The sequence below is a fragment of the Paracoccus sp. FO-3 genome (assembly GCF_006386455.1).
GTDB lineage: Bacteria > Pseudomonadota > Alphaproteobacteria > Rhodobacterales > Rhodobacteraceae > Paracoccus > Paracoccus versutus.
In genome coordinates, this window is sequence record NZ_VCBQ01000031.1 from 33,684 (window position 1) to 50,327 (window position 16,644).

Consider the following 16,644-nt stretch of genomic DNA (forward strand, 5'->3'; position numbering starts at 1 on the left):
CGGTCCTTCAATCCTGCCAGGTTGTCCCCAGGTCCAGCGGATATATGGGCCGGGCGAGTTTTTTGAAAGCAAACAGATCGTAATCCGAGGCGGTTACGCCCGAGCTGGCGCATTCCACCACCGCCTTGGCCAGCGGCTCGAAGACCGGACGGCAATACATGCGCGATTTCAGGTGCAGGAACCGCGCCTTGCCGGCGTCGAGGCCGAGGCAGGAAAAGCAGCCCAGGTCCAGTGGCTCGTGCGGTTCCTCGCAGATCACGATGCGCGCGGCGCCGGTGTCGAAGGCGGCGGCGCGGCCCATCGACAGCCCCTGCCCGTGATAGATCGGGCCGGCCACGCGATAGCGCCCGTCCGACAGCGCCGTGACCCGGCCCGACAGCCGCAGCGGCGGGCGCGGCGCGGGCAGGCCCTCGGCCGGGGTCTTGTTGCCCAGCCGGATCTCGGCCTCGGTTCCCTCGCCCGCGGCCAAAAGCTGCGCCACGGTCTCGGGATCGGCGACGGGACCGACCAGGATGCCCTGCTGCCCGGCGGCCAGCAGTTCCTCCAGCACGTCCATCACGTCGCAGCTGCCGCCCGACATGCAATTGTCGCCATGGTCCAGCAGCAGCACCGGGGCCGAGCCATCGGCCAGCGCGGCGGCGCGGGCGATGGATTGCGCCAGGGGTTCCTCGGCATAGACATATTCGGCGCGCCGGTGCCATGCCTCGCGGCCAAGCTCCTGCGCGACCGCGCGCGCAAGCTCGGGCGTGTCGGCGACGGTGACGATGGACAGGCCGGTCTCGGCCAGGTCGGCGATGGGAAAGCCGCCAAAGACCGTCACCGCCTGCACGCCCGGCCGCGCCTCGGCCTGCCGCGCCAGCGCGATCAGGTCGGTCATGGCGCAGTCGGTCGTCGTGTTCATGCACAGCGTCGCCGCCAGCATCGGCGGGTGGCACAGCGCCATTGCCGGGCGCGGGGCGCCGGAAAGCAGCGGTTCGAACAGGCGCACGACATGTTCGCCGGTCTCGACCATGTCCACATGCGGATAGGTCTTGAAGCCGGCGATCACGTCGCAATGGTCCAGCGTGGCTTGGGTGATATTGCCATGCAGGTCCAGCGCCACGCCGATGGGCACGCCCGGCGCGGCGGCGCGGACGCGGCGCAGCAGTTCGCCCTCGCCGTCGTCATGGCTGCGCGTGACCATGGCGCCGTGCAGGTCCAGCAGGATGCCGTCGCAGCCTTTTTCCACCGCCGCCAGGATCGCCTGCGCCATGGCCTCGAAGGCATCGTCCTCGACGGGCCCCGAGGGCATGGCATGGGCTATCAGCGGCACCTCGACCTCGGCGCCGATGCGGCGGGCGAAGGCGTAAAAGGCGCCGATGGCGGCGGGATAGGTCTCGGCCGCGGCCAGCGCGTCCTCGCCCCATTTCGGGGCAAAGGCGGCCAGCGGGGTCTTGAGCGGCGAGAAGGTGTTGGTCTCGTGGTTCAGCCGGGCCAGGACAAGGCGGGTCATGCGGCGGCCCCCTTGCGGGTCTCGGCCATGCGGCGGTCATAGTCCAGCACCGCCTCCAGCAACACCTGCGCGCCGGCGGCGCATTCCGCGGGTTCGGTCGATTCGGCGGGGTTGTGGCTCAGCCCGTCCTTGCAGGGCACGAAGATCATCGTCGTCGGCGCCTTGGCCGCGGCATGGGCGGCGTCATGGCCGGCGCCCGAGATGATGTCGCGCGTGGAATAGCCCGCCGCCTGCGCCCCCGCCCTGACCGAGGCGATGCATTCGGCGTCGAACACCACCGGCGCGGTGCGCGAGATCTGCTCCAGTCGGCTTTCCAGCCCGACCGCCCCGGCGGCATCCTGCACCAGTGCCTCGACCTCGGCCTGCATCCGGTCCAGCACCGCATCCGAGGGGTGGCGCAGGTCGATGGTGGCGCGCACCTCGCCGGGGATGACGTTGTGCGAATTGGGGCTGATCTCCAGGAAGCCGATGGTGCCCACCGCGTCCTGATGCGCCTTGGCGATGCGGTCGATGCCCTCGATCACCCGCGCCATGCCCAGAAGCGCGTTGCGGCGCATGCCCATGGGGGTCGAGCCAGTATGCGCCGCCGTGCCGGTCAGGGTCAGTTCGAACCAGCGCATGCCCTGGATGCCCTGCACCACGCCGATCTGGATGCCCTCGGCCTCCAGGATCGGGCCCTGCTCGATATGCAGCTCGAACATGGCGCCGAAGCGGACGGCGCCCGCCTTGGCCTCGCCGCGATAGCCGATGCGGTCCAGGCTGGCGCCGAAGGTGTCGCCGCGGGCGTCCGCCCGCCCGTCGCCGTATTCGCGGCTATAGACCCCGGCCCAGATCCCCGAGCCAAGCATGGCCGGCGAAAAGCGCGAGCCCTCCTCGTTGGTCCAGTTGACCAGCATCAGCGGCGCCTCGGTCTGGTAGCCGGCTGCGTCGAGCGTGCGCAGCACCTCGAGCCCCGCCAGCACCCCCAGCACGCCGTCGAACTTGCCGCCGGTCGGCTGGGTGTCCAGGTGGCTGCCCATGGCGATGGCGGGCAGGTCCGCGCGGGCGCCGGGGCGGGTGGCGAACATGTTGCCGGCCTCGTCCACGGTCATGCTCAGCCCCAGCGCGTCGCATTGCGCCCCAAGCCAGTCGCGCACGCGGCGGTCGTCCTCGGACAGCGTCAGCCGGGCGATGCCGCCGTCGGGCGTGGCGCCGATGCGCGCCGTCTCCATCAGGCTGTCCCACAGCCTTTCGGCGTCGATCGTCAGGTTGGACATGGTGGTTTCCTTCATGCCTTCACGCCCAGATAGCGGTCGATGGTATCGGGGTCGCTGCGGAACTGCTCGGCGCTGGCGCAATGCACGATGCGGCCCAGTTCCAGGATGTAGTGCCGGTCGGCCAGTTGGCTGCACACGGCCAGGTTCTGCTCGACCAGCAGGATCGGCACGCCGGCCTCGCGGATCAGGCGGATCTGGGCCACGATCTCCTCGACGATGATCGGGGCCAGGCCCTCGACCGGCTCGTCGAGCATCAGCACCTTGGGGCCGTTCAGCAGCGCGCGGGCGATCGACAGCATCTGCTGCTCGCCCCCCGAAAGCTGGCCGCCGCCGTTCTTCCTGCGCTCCTCGAGCCGCGGAAAGATGCGGTAGATGTCGCCAAGCGACCAGGGCGAGCCGCGGCGCACGGCGATGCGCAGGTTCTCCTCGACGCTGAGCAGCTGGAAGATGCCGCGGTCCTCGGGCACCAGCGACAGCCCGGCCGCGGCGATGCGATGCGCGGGCTGGCCGGTCACGTCGCGGCCCGCCAGTTCCACCCGGCCCTGCCGCGGCGCGATCAGCCCCACGGCGGTCTTCAGCGTCGTGCTTTTGCCGGCGCCGTTGCGGCCCAGCAGGGTGACGATCTCGCCCGGCCCGACCTCCAGCGTAACGCCTTGCAGGATGTGGCTCTTGCCGTAATAGCTGTGCAGATCGGTCAGTCGCAGCGCGGCGCTCATGCGATGTCCCCCGTGATCATGTTGCCCAGATAGGCGCGCTGCACCTCGGGGTCGTCGCGGACCTGGGCGGGCGGCCCCTCGACCAGCTTGCGGCCCAGCCGCATCACCGTGACCATGTCCGAGATGTTCATGACGATGCCCATGTTATGCTCGATGAACAGCACGGTATGGTCGCGGCCCAGGTCGCGGATCAGCTGCTTCATCGCCTCGATGTCGTCGATGCCCATGCCGGATGTCGGCTCGTCCAGCAGGATGACGCGCGGCCGCGCCGCCATGGCCATGCCGACCTCCAGCCGGCGCTGCTGGCCATGCGACAGCTCGCCCGCCAGCCGGTTCGACACGGGGGCAAGCGCCAGCCGCTCGATCACCTCGTCGGCGATGGCCAGCGCCTCGGCATTGGCTTCCGCCCGCCGCCAGGGCGCCAGCGCCTGCCAGGGCGTGCGGCCCTGGGCGGCCAGGCGCAGGTTCTCGCGCAGGGCCAGGTTCGGGAACAGGCTCGTGACCTGGAACGAGCGCGCGATCCCCAGCCGCACCCGGTCGTCGTCCGAGGTGTCGGTGATGTCGCGCCCGTCCAGCTCGATCCGGCCCGAGGATGCCCGCACCCGCCCGGTCAGCGCATGGAACAGCGTGGTCTTGCCCGCGCCGTTCGGCCCGATGATCGAATGGACCGAGTTGCGGCGGATCTGCAGGTCGACCTCGGCCAGCGCGTGGAAGTTGCCGTATTTGACGCCCAGGCCGCGGGTCTGCAATGCGATGTCGGTCATCTCAATGCTCCTCGGCCGGGGTTTCGGGCGCGCGCTCGCGGCGGAAGACCAGGTCGTAGCCGCGCTCGACCAGCCCCCAGAGCCCGCGTTGCAGGAACAGCGCCACCGTCACAAGCACCAGGCCCAAGAGCAGCAGCCAGCGCGGCCAGACCGTCGAGAGCGCATCGGCCAAGAGCAGGTAGAACCCCGCCCCCAGCACCGAGCCGAACAGGCTGGAGCTGCCGCCGATGATGGTCATGATCAGGATCAGCTCGCTGGTGTGGTATTCGATGTTCGACAGGGGCGCGACGCCGATCAGCATGGCATGCAGCGCACCGCCGAAGGCCGTGACCGCGCCCGAGATGGCGAAAGCCTCAAGCTTGAACAGCTTGGTCGGGAAGCCGATGGCGGCCGCCCGCCCCTCGTTCTCGCGGATCGCCAGCAGGGTGCGGCCGAAGGTCGATTGCGTGACCATGACCAGCACCGCGAAGACCGCAACGAAGCAGACGGCGACGAAGGTGTAATAGGACCACGGGCTGTTCAGCGCCGTGCCGCCGACCGAAGGACGCGGCACGCCCAAAAGGCCGTTGTCGCCGCCGGTCACGCCGCTGAACGTATAGGCGACGAAGTAGAACAGCTGCGAGAAGGCCAGCGTCAGCATGACGAAATAGACCCCCTGCCGGCGGATCGACAGCCAGCCGACCAGCGTCGCCGTGGCCGCGCCCAGCACCGCCGCGCCAGCCAGCACCAGGGGCACCGGGACCGACCAGCGCGTCAGGCAGATGCCGGCGACATAGGTGCCGATGCCGAAGAAGATGCCCTGGCCGAAGGACAGCAGGCCGGTGTAGCCCAGAAGCAGGTTGCAAGCCGCGACGACCATGGCGAAGATCAGGATCTCGGTCGCCAGGATGCCGGATTTCAGGAACAGCGGCAGCACCAGCACGGTCAGCAGCGCCAGCGCGAGCTGCGCATAGGGTTTGTCGAGCGGGTTCATGCTCATGCCCTCCCCAACAGGCCGCGGGGCATCAGCGCGATGACCAGCGCCATGCCGACATAGATCATCAGCCGCGCGCCCTCGGGCCAGAGCGTGGTCATGACGCTTTGCACCACGCCGACCAGCAGGCCCGCGACCAGCGCGCCGGTATAGCTGCCCATGCCGCCGATCACGACGACGACGAAGGCGACGGAAAGCGCCTCGATCCCCATGAAGGGCTCGACGCCCCGGATCGGCGCGGCAAGCGCGCCCGCAAGCCCGGCAAGCCCGGCGCCGAAGCCGAAGACGGCGGTGTTGATGCGCAGCGTGTTGTAGCCCAAGAGCGCCATGTTCGCCGGCGATTCGGACCCGCCGCGCACGATGGCGCCCAGCCGCGTGCCTTCGAGCAGCCACCAGAGCAGCCCGGCCAGGACGGCGGTGAAGCCGATGGTGAAGAGCCGGTATTGCGGATAGATGAAATCGCCCAGGATGACGACGCCCTGCAACCCGTCCGGCGCGGGAACCGAGCCGCCCAGCGGCCCCCAGGCGATGATGACCAGCTCCTGCACGACCAGGGCCAGGCCGACCGTCACCAGGATGTGGAAGGTATGCGGCAGCTTGTAGATGCGATGCAGCAGCACCGCCTCGATCAGCGCGGCGATGCCGGCCACGATCAGCGTGGCCAGCGGCATGGCGGCCCAGAAGCTGAAGCCGCGCATGGTCAGGTCATAGGTCAGATAGGCGCCCAGCAGGTAGAAGGCGCCATGGGCGAAGTTCACGAACTGCAACAGGCCGAAGATGACGCTGAGGCCGACGGCGAGCAGGAAATACAGCATCCCCAGACCGATGCCGTTCAGAACCTGGAATAGGTAGATCACGGGCTTCTCCTGAAACCGGGCGAAAAGGCCCCGCGCGACAGGGGTCGCGCGGGGAGGCGGGGGTTCAGGCGGGCATCTTGCAGCCGGCATCCTCGGGCGACAGGAACGACTTGCCGGCGCTGATGACCTCGGCGTAATCGTCCTTGTCGGCCATGTCGGCCTTGGCCTTGCCCTTGAGCAGGTAATAGTCCTTGATGACCTGGTGGTCGGCGGCGCGGATCTCCTCCTCGCCGGTCAGGCCCTGGTATTTCAACCCGCTCAGCGCCGCGGCGACGCCCGCGCCATCCGGCGAGCCGGCCTTGACCGCGGCTTCCAGCAGCAGTTTCGCGCAGATATAGCTGCCGGCAAAGGAATAGTTCGGGTTGAAGCCGTGCTTTTCCTGCACCTTGGCCACCAACTCGCGGTTCAGGGCCGTATCGGCGCCATGCCAGTATTGCGCGCCGAAATAGACGCCCTCGCAGATGTCCGGCCCCAGCGCCTCGAACTGCTCGAGCCCCGAGGCCCAGGCAACGACGATGGTCATGCGCTGCTTGAGGCCAAAGCTGACCGCCTGGCGCAGCGTATCCGAGCTTTGCGCGCCGAAGTTCAAGAGCAGCAGCACGTGGGGCTGGGCGGCGATGGCATTGGTCAGGTAGCCGGAAAATTCCTTGTCGGTCAGCGAATGATAGCTGTTGCCGACATGCTCGATGCCCTTTTCCGCGAACACATCCTTGGCGGCGTTCAGCAGCCCGTCGCCAAAGACGTATTGCGGGGTGATCGTATACCATTTCTTGGCATCGGGCAGCGCGTCGATGATCGGGCGCACGGTCTCGTTGATGGCGCCATAGGTCGGCACCGACCAGCGGAAGGTGGCCTTGTTGCAATCGACGCCGGTGATCTCGTCGGCGCCGGCGGTGGTCATGAAGGCGCCGCCGCCGCGCTCGACCTCCTTGCCCATGGCCAGCGATTCCGACGACAGGATGCCGCCGGCGAACAGCTTGACCCCGTCCTGCGCCAGCGCGTCCTGCACCTTGCGCACCGCGGTCGCAGGCTTGCCCTCGGTATCCAGGTCGAGGGTCGAGACCTGCACGCCATGCGCGGCCGCGACCTCTTCGGCGGCCATCACCGCGCCGATGGTGGCGAACTTGCCGTTGGCGGCAAAGGCGCCCGAGATCGGCACCGGCACGCCGATCTTCAGCGCCTCGCCCTGGGCAAGGGCGCGGGTGACAAGCCCCGGCGCGGCAAGCGCGGCCGCGGCCAGCGTGGATGTGGTCAGGAAACGACGACGATTGATCATGGGGAAACCCTGTTGTTGGCGTTGCATTGGTTCTAGGGGAGGCAACTTTCAAAACTATACGTATAGATAGGATTATCTGTCTATAAGCGGCTTCGCCTCGCCTTCCGAATATTTCCCTTTGAAATCATCGATCTGATCGTTTCTGCATCGCAGCGATAGCTTCGCGCCCGCAGAAAGGGCAGCGGCAAAACCCGCGGCAAGGGCGCGCGACCCAGCCCGATTCGGCCCTGCTTGCGCCGAACTGGCCCCATCTATGGGCGCGATCTGGCTCTATCCCTTTTCCGCATTCGGGCGCAGTCAGGAGGAAACGCCCTTTGCCCGCAGGAGTCCGGCCATGACGCTCGATCTGAACCCCAACGACATGTCCCATGTGGTCGCGGCCGACCGCGCCCATGTCTGGCACCACCTGAGCCAGCACAAGCAATATGAGACCATCGACCCGCGCGTCTTCGTCGAGGGCAAGGGGATGCGGCTCTGGGATGCCACCGGGCGCGAGTTCCTCGATGCGGTTTCGGGCGGGGTCTGGACCGTGAACGTGGGCTACGGCCGCGAAAGCATCGCCGATGCGATCCGCGACCAGCTGGTCAAGCTGAACTATTACGCCGGCGCCGCCGGCACCGTGCCGGGCGCGATCTTCGCCCAGAAGCTGATCGAGAAGATGCCGGGCATGAGCCGGGTCTATTACTCGAACTCGGGCTCGGAAGCGAACGAGAAGGTCTACAAGATGGTGCGCCAGATCGCCGCGCGCCATCACGGCGGCAAGAAGTGGAAGATCCTGTATCGCGACCGCGATTATCACGGCACCACCATCGCCACGCTCGCGACCTCGGGCCAGGACCAGCGCGCCGCGGCCTATGGTCCCTTCCCCGACGGCTTCGTGCGCGTGCCGCATTGCCTGGAATACCGCAAGCAATGGGACGTGGAGAACTATGGCGAGCGCGCCGCCGACGCCATCGAGGAGGTGATCCTGCGCGAGGGCCCCGATACCGTCGGCGCCATCGTGCTGGAGCCGGTGACGGCCGGCGGCGGCGTCATCACCCCGCCCGAGGGCTATTGGCAGCGCGTGCAGGAGATCTGCCGCAAATACGACATCCTGCTGCATATCGACGAGGTGGTCTGCGGGCTTGGCCGCACCGGCACCTGGTTCGGCTATCAGCAATACGGCATCGAGCCGGATTTCGTGACCATGGCCAAGGGCGTCGCCTCGGGCTATGCGGCGATCTCCTGCACCGTCACCACCGAGCGCGTCTTCGACATGTTCAAGGACGCGCCCGAGGACGGCATGAGCTTCTTCCGCGACATCTCGACCTTCGGCGGCTGCACCTCGGGGCCGGTGGCGGCGATCGAGAACATGCGCATCATCGAGGACGAGGGGCTGCTGGCGAATACCGTCGCCATGGGCGAGCGCACGCTGGCGAACCTGCGCGCGCTGATGGAGAAGCACGCGGTCATCGGCGACGTGCGCGGCAAGGGCTTGTTCTGCGGCGCCGAACTGGTCGCCGACCGCGCCAGCAAGGAGCCGATGGACGAGAAGAAGGTGCAGGCCGTGGTCGCCGACTGCCTGGCGCAGGGCGTCATCATCGGCGCCACCAACCGCTCGCTGCCGGGCTTCAACAACACGCTTTGCCTGTCGCCGGCGCTGATCGCCACGGCGGACGACATCGACCGCATCACCGATGCCATCGACAACGCGCTGACCAGGGTCTTTGCCTGACCCTTGATCCGCGGCGGCATTCGGGGGAGTGATGGACCCCGCCAGCCGCCGCGGATCACCCCATGCCGATTCCCCCCGACGCCTTCTTCCTGGACCACGCCGCCGGCCTGCCGCTTCAGGTCCAGCTGCGGCGCCAGATCATCGCCGCGGTGACGGCCGGCCGCTTTCGCGCGGGCGAGAAGCTGCCCTCGACCCGCGCGCTGGCCCGGCACCTGGGCGTGGCGCGGGTGACGGTGGCGCAGGCTTTCGCCGAGCTGGTCTCGACCGACTACCTGGCCAGCCGCGACCGCTCGGGCCATTACATCTCGGACAGCATCGAGCGGCGGCTGGAGGCCGAGGCTCCCGCCCCGGCGACGCCGCGCTTCGACTGGGACAGCCAGATCGAGGGCCGCTTTGCCCGCGCCCAACGCACGGATCGCGAACGCGACTGGCGCCGCTTTGCCTATCCCTTCGTCTATGGCCAGGCCGATCCGGCGCTGGTCGACCACGCCGCCTGGCGCGACTGCGCCATGCGCGCGCTTGGCCGGCGCGAGTTCGACAGCCTGACCGGCGATCTCTACGACGCCGACGACCCGGAACTGGTCGACCATATCGCCCGCCAGATCCTGCCCCGCCGCGGCATCAGCGCCGGGCGCGACGAGATCCTGCTGACCATGGGGGCGCAGAACGCGCTGTGGCTGGTGGCGCAGGTGCTGCTGCGCCCCGGCGCCTCCTGCGCCGTGGAAGACCCCTCCTATCCCGGCCAGCGCGAAATCCTGCTGGCCAGCCGCGCACGCATCCTGCCGGTTCCCGTCGATGCGCGCGGCCTGCTCCCCGATGCCATCCCGCCCGGCGTCGCGGCGGTCTTCACCACTGCCAGCCACCAGTGCCCGACCAATTCCACCATGCCGCTGGCCCGGCGCAAGGAACTGCTGGCCCGCGCCCAGGCGCAAGGCTTCGCCGTGGTCGAGGACGACTACGAATTCGAGATGTCCTTTGCCGGCGCGCCCTCGCCCGCGCTCAAGGCCATCGACCGGGCGGGGGCGGTGATCTATATCGGCTCCTTCTCGAAATCGGTGTTTCCCGGCGTGCGGCTGGGCTATGTCGTGGCCGATCCGCGCGTCATCGCCGAGGCCCGCGCCCTGCGCGGCATGGTGCTGCGCCACCCGCCGGGCCATATGCAGCGCACGCTGGCGCATTTCCTGTCGCTGGGCCATTACGACGCGCAGGCGAACCGCATGCGCCGCGCCTATGCCCGGCGGCGCGAGGTGATGCTGGCCGCCATCGCGCGCGAGGGGCTGCGGCTCGCCTCGCCCGAGGCGACCGGGGGCTCCAGCTTCTGGCTGGCGACGCCCGAGGGGGTGGATTCCTCGGCGCTTGCACTCCGGCTCAAGGCGCGCGGCGTGCTGATCGAGGGCGGCGCGGCCTTCTTTGCCCAGCCGGCGCGGGGGCGGGGCTTCTTTCGCCTCGCCTATTCCTCGATCTCGGCCGAGCGCATTCCCGAAGGCATCCGCCGCATCGCCGAGGCCCTGCAAGAGCAGGACCGGGGAGCGCCGCCGCCCGAGAGTTAGCTAGCCCCGGCCCCAATCGGCGTCGCGCATCTCGCGCAGCCGGCTGGCGGTGCGCTCGAACTCGAAGGCGCCCTCGCCCTCGGCGTAAAGCTGTTCGGGCTCGTCGGCGGCGCTGGCGATCAGCCGGACCCTGGCCTCGTAAAGCGCGTCGATCAGGGTGACGAAGCGCTTGGCCTCGTTGTAGTTCGATTGGCCAAGGCGGGGGATGGCGTCGATGAAGAGCAGGTCCAGCGCCTCGGCCATGGCCAGGTAATCGGCCGGGCCCAGGGGCTTGCCGCAAATATCCCAGAAGCCCGCGCGGCCGATGCGGCCGACATGCCGCGGGATCTCGACCTTGCGGCCCTTGATCTCGAGCAGCAGGGGCGCGGCCGCCGCGCCGCCGGTTTCGGCCTGCCACAGCGCATCCATCTGCGCCCGCGCCGCCGCATCGGCGGGGATGAACCAGACCTGCCCGCCCTCGTCGCGATTCTGGCGGTGATCGGTGGCGCTGGCCAGCTCGACCACTTCCAGCCGCTCGCGGATCAGCGCGATGAAGGGCAGGAAAAGCTGGCGGTTGAGGCCGTTCTTGTAAAGATCCTCGGGCACCCGGTTCGAGGTGGTGACGACGGTCACGCCCTCTTCGAACAGCACCTGGAACAGCCGGCCGACGATCATCGCATCGGCGATGTCGGTGATCTGCATCTCGTCGAAACACAGCAGCCGCGCCTGCTGCGCCACCGCCTTGGCGACCGGGCGGACGGCGTCCTGCTGGCCGGTCTTGCGCACGCCCTCCAGCGCGCCCTGGATCTCTTGCATGAATTCGTGGAAATGCACCCGGCGCTTGGCGGCGACCGGCGCCGCCTCCATCACCAGGTCCATCAGCATCGACTTGCCGCGGCCGACGCCGCCCCACAGGTAAAGGCCCCGCACCGCCGGCGCAGGCGCAGGGGCCGCGCCCCGCAACCGCGCGAGCCAGCCGTTCTTCTGCGGCGCGGGCGCCGGGGCTGCGGCCAATTCCCGCACCAGCCGGTCCAGCACCGGCAGGACGCCGCGCTGCGCCGCGTCGGGTTCCAGCCGCCCCGCCGCCACGCGGGCCTCGTAGAGTTCGGATACGCTTGCCATATCCGCCCCCTGCCAAAGAAAGGACCGGCCCGCAAGGGCCGGCCCGGCAATTCCCATGAATTTCGTCGGGTTCAGCGCCCGCGGCGCTGGAAACTGCCGCGCGGATCGGTGCCGCGGCCCAGCCAGTTCTGCGTCACCGCGGCGATCTGGTTCACGATCTGCACCCGCTGGGTCAGGCCCTTGGCATCGGCCTCGTCCCCGGCCCGGCCGACGAGGGCGGGAAACTCGGCCTTGACCAGTTGCGGCTGGCTCAGCGCGGCCCCGCTGCGGGCGTCGAAGACCTGCACGGTATAGTGGATGTTGTGGACGCCCGAGTTCTGCAACCGCTGGCGCACCACCGGGGTGATGGCGTGGAAGCGGTCGAGGGTGGCGACGATGCGCACGCCCGTCTTGCCCTTCAGCCCGGCGGCACCCCGTTCGATGCCTTCCTCTAGGATGGCGGCCACCTGGGCGCGCCGGTCGCCCGCCGGCTCGCCATGCCAGACGATGTCGGCATTGGGCATGTAGCTGTTCGCCTCGGAGGTGGTCAGCTCGTCCGGCACCGCGACCTCGACCGCGGCAAGGCGCCAGCCGGCGGTCTGCGCCGGATCAAGCTGTTCGTAGGCGGTTTCCCAGGTGCTGGCGCAGCCCGAGAGCCCAAGGGCCAGGCCAAGCGCCAGAAGCGCAGGTTTCAACATGGGGTGGTTCCTCGTTAAAATCGAATGAATGGAAGGCCGGCGACAGGCCGGCCGCTGAAATTGCGCCAGGGTCTTTGGGCATGATCGTGGCCTGGAAAATCGGATGGATCAGAAAAGCGCCTTTCGCAAACGGGCCGGCTTGCGCCGCCCTTAGGTCGCGGGAACAATCCCGCAAACCGATGGAAGGATAGTCCTGGTTTTCCAATGCGCAAGAGATTCGATTCCATACAGGCCGCCGCCCGCGCCGAACCCTGTCCCGACTGGCCCCTGCGTGCGGCAAGGCTGCGCACCCTGCGGCAGATGCTGGACGAGAACCGCCGCCGCCTCGGCCAGGCCATCGCCCGCGATTTCGGCCAGCGCCCCCAGGCCGAGACCGACCTGGCCGAGGTCTTTCCGGCGCGCGCCGGCATCCGCCACGCGCTGCGCCACGGCCGCGGCTGGATGCGCCGCCGCCCGGCGCGGACCGGGCCATGGTTCTGGCCCGCGCGCTCATGGGTCCAGCCGCGGCCGCTGGGCGTGGTGGGGATCGTGGTGCCGTGGAACTATCCGCTGTTTCTCAGCATCGGGCCGCTGACCGATGCGCTGGCGGCCGGCAACCGGGTCATGCTCAAGCTGTCCGAACATGCCCCCGGCTTTGCCGAGGCCTTCGCCGAGGCGGCGGCGCGGCATTTCGACGCGGATGTGCTGGCGGTCGTGACCGGCGGGCCCGAGGTCGCGGCCGAGTTCGCCGCCCTGCCCTTCGACCATCTGCTGTTCACCGGCTCGGGCCGCGTCGGGCGGCAGGTGATGCAGGCGGCCGCGGCGAACCTGACCCCGGTCACGCTGGAGCTGGGCGGCAAGTCCCCGGCCCTCGTCGCGCCCGATGCGCCGCTGGCCCATGCGGTGGACCGGATCATGACCGGCAAGCTGCTGAACGCCGGCCAGACCTGCATCGCACCCGATTACGTGCTGCTGCCGCGCGCCGGGATCGAGCCGTTCATCGCCGAGGCCCGCACCTGGGTCGCCCGGCACTATCCTCGGCTGGAGGGGAATGCCGATTACAGCCGCATCATCAACGACGCGCAGTTCCGGCGCCTGGACGACTGGATCGCGCAGGCCCGCGACGCCGGCGCCGCCGGCGCCGCCCTGCACCCGCTAAGCGACGCGGCCCCCGATCCCGCCAGCCGGCTGATGCCGCCGCTGATCGTGACCGATGCGCAAGGCCCGCTGGCCGAGCAGGAGATCTTCGGCCCCATCCTGCCGCTGGTCCCCTATGACAGGCTGCGCGAGGCGGTGGACCACATCCTGGCCCGGCCGCGCCCGCTGGCCTTCTATCCCTTCACCCAGGACGACGAGACGCTGGCGCTGCTGCTGGGGACCGTCGCAGCGGGCGGGGTGACGGTGAACGACACGCTGATGCACGTCGCCCAGCCCGGCCTGCCCTTTGGCGGTATCGGCGCCAGCGGCATGGGCGCCTGGCACGGCAAGGCGGGGTTCGACCGCCTGTCGCACCTGATGCCGGTGTTCCGGCAGGCGCGGCCGAACGGCGCCGGGCTGCTGGCGCCGCCCTATGGCGCGCGGTTCCGCATGCTGATGCGCTGGATTCTGCGGCTCTAGACGATGGACTGGTTGCGGGTCTCGGCCCGGATGAACAGCGTGCCGATGGCGGCCAGGAGCAGCAGCGCGGCAAAGACGCCGATGGCGACGCCGAAGCCGCGCGCCACGACATAGCCCATGAGCGAGGGCGCCAGCAGCCCGCCCACCCGTGCCACCGCGCTGGCCGTGCCCATGCCGGTGCCGCGCAGGCCGGTCGGGTAAAGCTCGGGGGTGAAGGCGTAAAGCGCCCCCCAGGTGCCCAGCAGCGCAAAGCTCATCAGCAGCAGCGAGGCGGCGACCAGCCAGGGGCTGCCTGCGACGGTGAACAGGAAACAGCCCGCCGCGCTGAGCAGCAGGAAGACCTGCAAGGTGGGCTTCCTGCCCCAGCTTTCCACGCCATGCGCCGCCAGCGCATAGCCGGGCAACTGCGCCAGCGCCATCAGCACCAGGAAGCCATAGCCGCGCACGAAGCCGAAACCGCCCTTGGCCAGCTCCGCCGGCAGCCAGACGAAGACGCCGTAATAGGACAGCGAGACCAGGAACCAGGCGGCAAAGATGCCCAGGCTGCGGTTGCGCAGCTCGGGGCCGAACAGCCGCGCCTCGGCGGTGACGGGCGGCGCGGTCAGCCGGGCGCCCTGCGGCAACGCGCGGGCGCCGTTCGCGGTCAGCACCCGGTCCACGACCGCCCGCGCGCCCGGCTCGTCGCCCTTGCGCAGCAGGTACATCGGCGATTCCGGCACCCAGAGCCGCAGCCAGATGCCGATCAGCGCCGGCAGCGCGGCGACGGCAAAGATCCAGCGCCAGGGCTCGGCCGCGCCGGCCAGATGCGCGATCCAGGCGGTCAAGGCGATGGCGATGGTGCCGATGGCCCAGAACCCCTCGAGCCAGACCAGCCAGCGGCCGCGGTTCCTGGGCGGCAGGAACTCGGCCATCATGGCGTAATCGACCGGCAGCGTGCCGCCCACCGCCATGCCGGTCAGGAAGCGCAGCAGCATCAGCGACCAGATGTCTGGCGCAAAGACCGAGGCCAGGCCGAAGACCGCATCGCAGCCCACCGTCAAGAGCAGCACGTTGCGCCGCCCGATCCGGTCGGCGATGCGCCCGAACAGCGTTGCGCCCGCGAACATGCCCAGGAAGAACAGCGTGCCGGTCTGCAGGGCCTGCGGCACGGTCAGCCCGAAGCTGGCCGCGATCGAGGCGGCGGTGAAGCCGATGGCGATGACCTGCATCGCATCCGCCGCCCAGACCAGGCCGAAGATGCCCAGCAGCCGCTGCTGGAAACGGCCCGCGCCACCCTGGGTCAGGGCCTCGTCGATGGTCAGGTTCATGGGTCTTCTCCGCCTTGACGCCTGCGCCGCGGTCTTGCGGCGATCACCGCCATGTCCCACAGGAAAACGCCCGCCGACAAGCGGTTTTGCGCAAGGCGATGCGGGGCGGACGACGCAGGCATGAAAAGCGGGCATGAAAAAAGGCCGCCCCGGCGGGGCGACCTCTGGCGGGGCGGACGGGGCCGCGGGACCGTCAGGCGGACAGAAAATCCTCGATCACCTGCTCGAAGCTGGCGGCAAAGCTGCCGCCCGCCGGGCGGCCGAACAGCGCCGCGCGCATCACCGTGCCATGCAACCTCTGGCCGATGGCGACGGTTGCGTATTCCACGCCCGGAATGCCCGGCACGCTGAAGGTCGCGATGCTTCCCCCCCGCGTATAGGCACGCACCATCTGCGCCGCATTGTCGATCTCGATCCCCACCACGAAGGCCTCGGGCGTGGCGGGCGCCCCCCCGAGATTGACCACGCGCGAGGTTTCCCCGTCGTGGTAATAGGACTGCAGCTTGCCCTTGTTGCTGGTGATCGAGACGGGGCCGCCGGCGGGATTGGTCGCGAAAAGCTGCGCCACCCCGGAGTTGTGATGCTCGATCGCCAGGCGCAGGACGACGAACATCCCGCCGATGCCGCTGGTCGAGATCCCCGAGGCCTGCAGGAAGCCGCCGCCGTCGAAGCGGATGCCCGCGGGCGTCATGGCAATGGCCTGCCCCGAGCCGACCCGCGCCAGATCCCAGCCGCCATTGCCGCCGTTCACCAGCCCCGAGACGGCATCGGCCGTGCCGGAAAACGCGGAACCGGCGTGGAAATACCCCGCCGCCCGCGCGTAATCCAGGCCCGGCGCCCCCGGTTCGGCGACCGTCAGCAGCGCCGGGGCGGCGACGGCCGTGCCCGAGGCATTGCTCCAGTTGACCGCCAGCGCATATTCGCCGGGCTCGGACAGTTCCATGCTCAGCTGGTCCGGGTCGACCTGGTCGCGAATCGAGCTGTCGCCCAGAGTCAGATCCCATGCCGCGGCCGGCGGCGGCGCGCCCTCGGCCGCGCCCAGGTCCAGGGTGATGCTGTCGCCCAGCCCGGCCCCTTCGGGCAGCAGCGCGGGCTGGCGGGTGATCGTCGGGGCCACCGCGGGCTCGGGGGGTTGCGCCCCGATCAGCACCGCGCCGCTTGCGTCCAGCAAGGCCGCCGGCTCGCCGCCCAGATAGATCTGCTGCACCCCCTGGAACAGGCTGCCCTCGATGGTGCCATGGATCACCGGCGGCGCGTCCCGCCCGTCCAGGACCAGCAGGTCGTTCGGGCGGCGCTGGCTTTCGGGCAGGGCGAGGTAGCGGTCATGGTCCGAAACCGTGATCAGCCGCGCCACGTTGCCCTCGC

At 69.4% G+C, this 16,644-nt stretch carries 13 protein-coding genes and 1 pseudogene; 3 read left to right on the forward strand and 11 right to left on the reverse strand.

Translation table 11 applies throughout. The features are described 5' to 3' along the window. Positions 1-7: 7 nt before the first annotated feature. From FE811_RS10850 to FE811_RS10880, 7 genes are all read right to left on the reverse strand, one after another. Positions 8-1,492 (reverse strand): M81 family metallopeptidase, encoded by a 1,485-nt coding sequence (locus FE811_RS10850; RefSeq protein WP_116222588.1) that lies wholly within the window; start codon positions 1,490-1,492, stop codon positions 8-10. Next, positions 1,489-2,748, reverse strand: a complete 1,260-nt coding sequence (locus tag FE811_RS10855; protein WP_166435580.1) for a Zn-dependent hydrolase — start codon at positions 2,746-2,748, stop codon at positions 1,489-1,491. Before FE811_RS10855 ends, FE811_RS10850 begins: the two co-directional genes overlap by 4 nt. Before the next feature lie 11 nt (positions 2,749-2,759). Then, positions 2,760-3,464: an ABC transporter ATP-binding protein gene (locus FE811_RS10860; protein ID WP_072461935.1), complete on the reverse strand. Its 705-nt coding sequence runs from the start codon at positions 3,462-3,464 to the stop codon at positions 2,760-2,762. Next, on the reverse strand, positions 3,461-4,228 hold the full coding sequence (locus FE811_RS10865) for an ABC transporter ATP-binding protein (RefSeq protein WP_036756714.1): 768 nt from the start codon (positions 4,226-4,228) through the stop codon (positions 3,461-3,463). Before FE811_RS10865 ends, FE811_RS10860 begins: the two co-directional genes overlap by 4 nt. A 1-nt stretch (position 4,229) precedes the next feature. Further along, on the reverse strand, positions 4,230-5,201 hold the full coding sequence (locus tag FE811_RS10870) for a branched-chain amino acid ABC transporter permease (RefSeq protein ID WP_244295284.1): 972 nt from the start codon (positions 5,199-5,201) through the stop codon (positions 4,230-4,232). A 2-nt stretch (positions 5,202-5,203) separates the two neighbouring features. Beyond that, positions 5,204-6,058, reverse strand: coding sequence for a branched-chain amino acid ABC transporter permease (locus FE811_RS10875; RefSeq protein WP_036756728.1), 855 nt, complete (start codon positions 6,056-6,058; stop codon positions 5,204-5,206). Positions 6,059-6,122: 64 nt separating this feature from the next. Continuing rightward, positions 6,123-7,334 (reverse strand): ABC transporter substrate-binding protein, encoded by a 1,212-nt coding sequence (locus FE811_RS10880; protein ID WP_116222585.1) that lies wholly within the window; start codon positions 7,332-7,334, stop codon positions 6,123-6,125. A gap of 334 nt (positions 7,335-7,668) precedes the next feature. Here FE811_RS10880 and tpa point away from each other — a divergent pair, with 334 nt between their 5' ends. Continuing rightward, positions 7,669-9,048: a hypotaurine--pyruvate aminotransferase Tpa gene (tpa, locus tag FE811_RS10885; protein ID WP_116222845.1), complete on the forward strand. Its 1,380-nt coding sequence runs from the start codon at positions 7,669-7,671 to the stop codon at positions 9,046-9,048. Positions 9,049-9,110: 62 nt separating this feature from the next. Further along, the gene (locus FE811_RS10890; protein WP_116222584.1) at positions 9,111-10,598 is read left to right on the forward strand and encodes a PLP-dependent aminotransferase family protein; all 1,488 of its coding nucleotides are present in this window, start codon (positions 9,111-9,113) and stop codon (positions 10,596-10,598) included. Here FE811_RS10890 and zapE read toward each other — a convergent pair whose 3' ends face one another. Both zapE and FE811_RS10900 read right to left on the reverse strand, forming a co-directional pair. Continuing rightward, on the reverse strand, positions 10,599-11,699 hold the full coding sequence (gene zapE / locus FE811_RS10895; protein ID WP_116222583.1) for a cell division protein ZapE: 1,101 nt from the start codon (positions 11,697-11,699) through the stop codon (positions 10,599-10,601). 71 nt (positions 11,700-11,770) lie between these two features. Beyond that, complete coding sequence (locus FE811_RS10900) at positions 11,771-12,376, reverse strand: DUF6778 family protein (protein ID WP_116222582.1); 606 nt, start codon at positions 12,374-12,376, stop codon at positions 11,771-11,773. A gap of 204 nt (positions 12,377-12,580) precedes the next feature. Between FE811_RS10900 and FE811_RS10905 the strand changes: the two genes are divergently transcribed. Beyond that, positions 12,581-13,972 carry a coniferyl aldehyde dehydrogenase gene (locus FE811_RS10905; protein WP_116222581.1) on the forward strand — a complete coding sequence of 464 codons (1,392 nt, stop codon included), beginning with the start codon at positions 12,581-12,583 and terminating at the stop codon, positions 13,970-13,972. On the opposite strand, the gene FE811_RS10910 is transcribed toward FE811_RS10905, so the two are convergent. Together FE811_RS10910 and FE811_RS27425 are read right to left on the reverse strand one after the other, a co-directional pair. Beyond that, a complete protein-coding gene (locus tag FE811_RS10910; RefSeq protein WP_116222580.1) occupies positions 13,969-15,279 on the reverse strand; it encodes an MFS transporter in 1,311 nt (436 codons plus the stop codon). The genes FE811_RS10905 and FE811_RS10910 overlap by 4 nt on opposite strands. Before the next feature lie 193 nt (positions 15,280-15,472). Continuing rightward, positions 15,473-16,644, reverse strand: a pseudogene (locus tag FE811_RS27425) (hypothetical protein); the annotation flags it as partial.